Consider the following 6683-nt stretch of genomic DNA (forward strand, 5'->3'; position numbering starts at 1 on the left):
AAAAAATCGCCTATGCAAGTTAAAGAAAACCCCTTCCATCAGACAACAGTCTAATGAAAGGGGTTTTTCGTTGAATAGAATAGTTCCCTACTCCTCGAAATCTTAAAGTGCGAAGTTTAAGTAACTAAGATTACTCAATGATATCTTGAAATGAATTAGAGGTTACTCGCTTGATTTGCGAATGATACTTATAGTATACATTCTAAGGAATACGCCGTAAACTCAAGCGGATTATCACTTTCATCGTTTACAAAACTTCCAATACTCTCTCCTGTTATTGAAAAGCCAACACTCTTCAAAAGCTCAACAGATGGTATGTTGTCTTTAGCCGTACCCGATATCAGTCTATGGACGTTTAATTTATGCTTTGCATAACTCAACAACTCCGAAACAGCTTCTTTTGCGTATCCATTTCCTTGATAATTAGTATGTATACAGAATCCAAGGTTTCTTGTGCTATCATCTGTGCAATTTAAGCCGATAAATCCAATGACTTTATTTTCAGATTTCAATTCCACTGCGAAAAATTCATCAGTCCCAGCAAAATACAACAAAATGTTTCGTAAGTTTTCTTCATCTGTTGGGAATTGATCGTCATATATTGCATATTTTGATGCCTGTTTATCGCGTATCAATTCCGAGAAATCCTGAAAATCACTGTTTGCAAACTTTCGTAAAACAAGATGTAACGTTTCCATAACGTATTCCTCCATAAATTCTCCTTATTTTTCAACTCAAACTTCGCACTTGAAGATTACAAGGTGTAAGAAACAGCTATTTCCCTACTCTAGGTGAAGATTTATATGTGTGAAGTTTGAGTTACATATACTAGTTAAATGGCACCACTTTAAGATCAAAAGGATTCAGTATTGTTCTTTCGATATCTGTTAAATTGACTTCCTGTACATGATTTGTGTTGTTAAATATCAATAAATATCTTGATACACTATTCTCTCGAACACTAACCTCTACCCCGTCAGCTAATCCTTGGAATACTTCAACATTCGTTCCTTCTATTACATCATTCATAAAATCTCTATAGAAATCCCGCTCAAGAATCGTTCCTACATAATAAACCTCGCCATCACCATAGGTATTCTTAGTAATTGCAGGCTTTCCTTGATAAAAATCCTCCCTATACGCTCCAAGACTCTCTGCTGTATCTAACTGAAGGATATCCGCCCACTGGTTGCAACGATAGGTTTTCCCATTCTTCATGCGGATTACATTCGTATTATTACCAAGTGCATCATATTCTTCAACTACCGCACCGACATAACTAGCAAATGGGCCAGGTAGGTAATCCATAATACAAGCGTTGGTTTCGTCCTTTACACCAGAACGATTTGTAAGTATTAGTTTTCCACCCTTATCCACGTATTCAGTCAGATTATCCACTATCTCCTTGGAAGCTATGTACACAGTTGGTGCAATAACCACTTCATACTGATCTAAGTTAGCCGTTATATTAATAATATCGATTCCAGCACCAAGTCTGCTTACTCCATCATGGAATAATTTCAACTGGTTGTAATAATGAAATCCATCTGCTTGTTGTTGGAATTTGAAGGCATTATCTTGTTCATGCGAGAATAATAAAGCAACTTTATTATGAATTGTTGTTCCTTCTAGTATCTGCAACTCTTCATTCACGGTATCACACAGGGAGCGAAACTCTTCATATCTTCTACCTAACTTGTTGTTGTGATCAAGAATTCCATGCCAAAACATCTCAGCCCCCTTAGTCGCACTTCTCCATCTAAAATGTAATACAGAGTCGGCACCTCTTGAAAATGCTTGTAGAGAATATCCCTTAATCATATTTGGTCTCGGCGTTCTCCTAATTGGCATCCAACACCCAGGTGCACCGCTAAGTTCTTCCATAATACAGAAGTTTTGTCGCTTAATACCTCTTGTTAGATCAAGATGAAATGCATGAGAATAGATTTCTTCATGATCTTCTGGAATTACGGCTACTGGATAATTGTCATACGATACATATGACAACTCTTTAAATGTCTTGTAGAAGTCTGGCGTCATATCTCCTAGATACATATTGGTTGTAATTGTTACATCTTTACAATACGTACGAATAATATCCGCTTGTAACTTCACGAATTCAACCATGGATTCCGAGGCATATCGATAATGATCTTGAAGATAAGCGGGGTTTAACCAACTTTGTCTATTACCAAGAGGAGGAGTAATTTGTGACCAATCACTATATTCCCCACTCCACATAACATTACCATATGTATCATTTAGTTTCTCTAAGGTTGTATATTTCTTCTTAAGCCAATTCCGGAATTTATCTGTACATACTGGACACGTACAATGATTTGCTTCTAATTCATTATCAATCTGCCAGCTAACAACTGCCTTATTATCTTTATAATGTTTTGCCATCTCCGTTACAATCTGGATTGTCTTCTTAATTAATGACGGACTATTAAAGCATCTGTGACCTCTTACCCCTATCGTCACCCTATTCCCATGTTCATCACATAGAATTGCATCTGGGTATTTCTCATATAGCCATAGTGGTGGACAATTCGTAGGTGTACCAAGAATTACTTCAATTCCTCTCCCCGCAAATATCTCCACCGCTTCATCTAACCAAGTAAAATTATACTGCCCTTCCACCGGTTCAAGACGACTCCATGCAAATTCTGCAAGACGTACCACCTTAACTCCTGTTTCCACCATTAAATCAGCATCTTTTTCCCATAACTCTCTATCCCAATGCTCTGGATAGTAAACCACTCCTACTTTCATACGTTTCTCCTTTACTCAGTACTTTACTGCTCTTTATAATCTATTTACCTAGGTTTCTTAACTGTATGGTATCGAACTTATTCCCCCTATCAAATCTCCTATAGGGAATAGGATACTCTTTCATCCTATCATAAATTCAAAAGCTGTAATACTATCATTATTCTTTTCTTACTATAGTAATATTCGGTTATTTCTAGCTAATTGATTATAGAATTAATCTGAAAACCTACTGTACAGCAATGAATACATTTCATAATTATTGATTGTCTTTTCTTTTACCGCCTAAAAGATTCCGAATTGTTGGAACTGAACACTTGGATAAGAAATATAAGAAGTATTCGTTTCATATAACCAAAAATCCTGGTCGGTAACGACCAGGATTCCATCTAATATCTTATTCAATACTTTCTTTATTCGAACAGTTATCTATGTTTGACAGATATCAACGTTTGGTAAATCTCTTCTCTAGATTGGATAACCACGTGTCTCTTATTTTCTCTGAACTCGATTTAATTTTATTGAAACTAATCCACTTAACATTTCTGAAACCTGTTTTTTTCAGTGTTCCTTTAATGAAAGATTTTTTAATAGCATTTCCATATGCAAATTTGTACTTTAATTTAGGAGTATTCATTGTTGTGATAACAGTAGTTGACTGCAAATTATTCAGCTTAGTTATCATTCCATGTCCTGATTTTGCATAACCATAAGTTGAGCCAGGAAAGATCACTTTATCAATGAAACCTTTCATCATAGCGGGCATTAATTCCCACCAAATTGGAAAGATGAAAATTAAATGATCGGCTTGCTGTAATCGTTTAACATAGTCTATTGCCTGTTCGTCAATAGCTTGGCGATTCTTAAAGGCAAGTAAATCTTCCCCAGACATAACCGGGTTAAAACAATCACTATCTAAATCAATTATATCTACTTCATGACCGGCTCCTAATAATCCTTTCTTCACAGATTCTAAGATGGAATGACAAAAGCTACCGTTATAAGGGTGATTGAATACAATTAATGTTTTCATAAATAATACCTCCAAATATATTTACATCATTATATTCGGTGTAACTATTCTCATTCACCTTTCTAGGTTGAAACTATTTCGACAAAATGCTACTATATATAAGGAATTAAATTAAGGAAAGGGTTGACACACTTTAGTTCTATCCATTGAACTTTTGTGACAGGGGGTTACGTATATGATAAATGCTGTTCATATCTCCCTCTAATATAGGTATAAAAATGTCCAGATATTTTAACAACAAAGAGATAGAATTACTGGCTCCTGCTGGTAACTTTGAGATTTTCAAAGGTATTATAAATCTAGGCTGCGATGCCGTTTATTTTGGTGGTAAGAATTTAAACATGCGTCTTCACCGAAAGAACTATAACTTTTCTGATGAAGAACTATTTGAAGCTGTAAAAATGGCCCATGAACACGGAAAAAAAGCATATATTACCGTAAATAACATGTATAATAACGAAGAACTTGACCAGTTAAAAGAGTTCCTTCTATTACTGGGTAAAATAAATCCAGATGCTTTAATCGTACAAGATCTAAGTGTGATTCCACTTCTTAAGGATTTTAATGTAAATATTCCCGTACATTCTTCCGTTATGATGAATACCCACAATCTTAATAGTATATATGCCCTTAAGGAATTAGGTGTAACGAGGGTCGTTCTCTCAAGGGAAGCTTCCCTTAATTATAGTAAATATCTATCTGCTAAAACCGATATGGAACTAGAATATTTTATACATGGGGATATGTGTGTTGCTCATGGTAGTCAATGTATATACAGTGGTATGTTATTTGGGCAAAGTTCCAATAGAGGACGCTGCTTAAAACCTTGCCGTTGGGGATACCAAGTTAAGCAAGAGGATAAAGAATCCGAACCACACTTTCCACTAGCAGTAAAAGATATGTTTATGTATGAATATATCCCTGAATTAATTGATGGTGGAATTACGTCTTTTAAAATAGAAGGACGTATGAGAGATCTGGATTATCTTACAATGATAATCAATGCATATTCCGATGCAATTGACCGTTATATTGATGATCCGCTTTCCTATGACCGAACAAAGGACTCTTCCCTTCTCTATGAAAACCGTAAAAGAGATGTTTCTACTGCTTATGCATTTGGGAAACCAGGGCTTAGCAATATTAATAGTAGATATGAAGGAACAGGTACTCTTTATAGCAGCGGAAAAGTATTTAGTACGGCAACGGAAGAAAGAGAGATTACCAATGAAAAACTTCAGAAAATTAATAGTCAGCTAAAAGAACACCGTATTAATCAAACAGAACCACCAAGATTAAGTGTGAAAGTAAATACTATCAAACAAGCTAAAATCTGTCTCGATTTAAAAGTAGATGATATTTACTTATCAGGGGATGTATTCCTAAATGATAAACCATTTACAAAAGAAGAAATCAATGAACTTATGAAGATAAAAGGTGACACCAATATCTATCTTAGTATGCCACACATGACCTTTGATTCTCAATTCGATGAATATGCACATATTTTGGAGAAGGGACTACAGGTTGATGGATTATTAGCAACCAATATAGGTGGCGTATGGGCTTTTAAAGATTATAACTTAATTGGGGATTATCCGTTAAATATACTTAATAAAAAGGCAGCGAGTCTATATGGGGAACTAGGACTTAAACGTTATACGATCTCACCAGAAGCGAATCTTTCAGAAACTATCTCCTTGTTAAATACTACAGGAGCGGGGGCAGAATTGATTGTACATGGTTCACCAACTGTCATGTACATGGAACATGATCTTTATGATAATGTGGATCAAAAGAAGGATTCTATATTATATCTAAAGGATGAAGCTGGTTTTGATCATCCAATTTTTAAAGATTGTCATGGTAGAAACCATATGCTTTTATACAAGAATATTTGCTGTCTTCCAATTCTAAAAGGACTTCATGAAGCGGGCTTATCACATTTCCGTCTTGAAATCGCCCATCTAAAAGAAGAGGAATTCACTAAGATTGTTACTGTATACAAAAAGGCTTTAAAAGACTTTAATGCTTGCGAAGCTTTATACGAGGAACTGAAACAAGAAGGAATAGGTTTCACGCTTGCAGCTTTAGGATTATAAGGAGGAAAGTCATGTATAGCTCAAAAGAAATTGTACAAATGAGAAAAGATTATCTAATGCCATGTCTGGGATATTTCTACAAAAATCCACCTGTGTTTGTTAAAGGTGAGATGCAGTATCTCTATGATGCTACGGGCAAGAAATATTTAGACTTTTTTGCTGGTGTATCCGTTATGAACTGTGGGCACAGTAACCCAGACATACTAAACAAAGTAATGGGCCAATTGTCCTCTTTACAGCATCTAACTAACGTTTACTTGACTAGTCCTGTTGTTGAATTGGCAAAGAAACTTAGTGAAGTTTTACCAGGCGATTTGCACAATTCTTTCTTTTGTATGTCTGGTTCTGAGGCAAATGAAGGTGCTATGTTATTAGCTAGAATCTATACTGGAAAACGAAAATTCATTGCCCTAAATAATAGCCTTCATGGAAGAACCTATCTAACCATGTCTGCTACCGATATACCTATGTGGCGTGCAGATCCGTATCTTACAGACGATGTATATTTTATATCCTCTTCACCGGATCGAATTCTTTCAGATCTAGAAGCAGTCTTAGAAAAAGATAATGATATTGCTGCCTTTATATGTGAGCCTATTCAGGGTAATGGTGGTATTATTACTCCTCCAGATTGGTATTACACCGAAATAAGTCGCCTACTAAAACGTTATGGTGTTTTGTTCATCTGTGACGAAGTACAAACAGGCTTCGCACGTACAGGAACTATGTTTGCAATTGAACAATATAATGTTGTTCCTGATATTATGACCATGTCA

At 35.5% G+C, this 6683-nt stretch carries 5 protein-coding genes; 2 read left to right on the forward strand and 3 right to left on the reverse strand.

Annotation, left to right across the window (positions count from 1 at the left end):
* Nucleotides 1–188: 188 nt before the first annotated feature.
* From BUB90_RS15395 to BUB90_RS15405, 3 genes are all read right to left on the reverse strand, one after another.
* On the reverse strand, nucleotides 189–698 hold the full coding sequence (locus BUB90_RS15395) for a GNAT family N-acetyltransferase (RefSeq protein WP_170865508.1): 510 nt from the start codon (nucleotides 696–698) through the stop codon (nucleotides 189–191).
* Nucleotides 699–828: 130 nt separating this feature from the next.
* A complete protein-coding gene (locus BUB90_RS15400; RefSeq protein WP_073289326.1) occupies nucleotides 829–2775 on the reverse strand; it encodes a beta-galactosidase in 1947 nt (648 codons plus the stop codon).
* Between the two features lie 442 nt (nucleotides 2776–3217).
* Nucleotides 3218–3805, reverse strand: coding sequence for an NAD(P)H-dependent oxidoreductase (locus BUB90_RS15405; RefSeq protein WP_073289327.1), 588 nt, complete (start codon nucleotides 3803–3805; stop codon nucleotides 3218–3220).
* Nucleotides 3806–4023: 218 nt separating this feature from the next.
* On the opposite strand from BUB90_RS15405, the gene BUB90_RS15410 reads away from it, so the two are divergent.
* Together BUB90_RS15410 and BUB90_RS15415 are read left to right on the forward strand one after the other, a co-directional pair.
* A complete protein-coding gene (locus BUB90_RS15410) occupies nucleotides 4024–5907 on the forward strand; it encodes a U32 family peptidase (RefSeq protein ID WP_073289336.1) in 1884 nt (627 codons plus the stop codon).
* A gap of 11 nt (nucleotides 5908–5918) precedes the next feature.
* Nucleotides 5919–6683: aspartate aminotransferase family protein (locus BUB90_RS15415; RefSeq protein ID WP_139241780.1), on the forward strand; the 765-nt coding region annotated here is incomplete at its 3' end.

Origin of the sequence: Anaerosporobacter mobilis DSM 15930 (assembly GCF_900142955.1) — a bacterium.
In the GTDB taxonomy this organism is placed as follows: Bacteria; Bacillota; Clostridia; order Lachnospirales; family Lachnospiraceae; genus Anaerosporobacter; species Anaerosporobacter mobilis.